Annotated in this window: 1 tRNA gene; it reads right to left on the bottom strand. The window is 46.2% G+C overall.

The window, feature by feature from the left end:
- Nucleotides 1–2 precede the first annotated feature (2 nt).
- Nucleotides 3–75: transfer RNA gene (locus FE296_RS00075), tRNA-His, on the bottom strand.
- Nucleotides 76–247 lie beyond the last annotated feature (172 nt).

Here is a 247-nt window from a genome sequence, read left to right as displayed (position 1 = left end):
GGGGCGATCGAGGGGAATTGAACCCCCGAATGCCGGATCCACAAACCGGTGCGTTAACCACTTCGCCACGATCGCCATAGAGTAAGCCATTCATCCACTAAGAGTATCTTAGTATTAGCAACTGTATCTATAATATACATTCTATCACAAATTCAGATGAAAATACTAAAAATGGTGCCGGCGAGAGGACTTGAACCCCCAACCTACTGATTACAAGTCAGTTGCTCTACCAGTTGAGCTACACCGG

It is taken from the genome of Paenibacillus sp. UASWS1643 (assembly GCF_008693195.1).
Classification (GTDB): domain Bacteria; phylum Bacillota; class Bacilli; order Paenibacillales; family Paenibacillaceae; genus Paenibacillus; species Paenibacillus amylolyticus_B.
The sequence above is the reverse complement of the archived record's forward strand: the minus strand, read 5'-3'. Positions and strand labels throughout refer to the sequence as shown.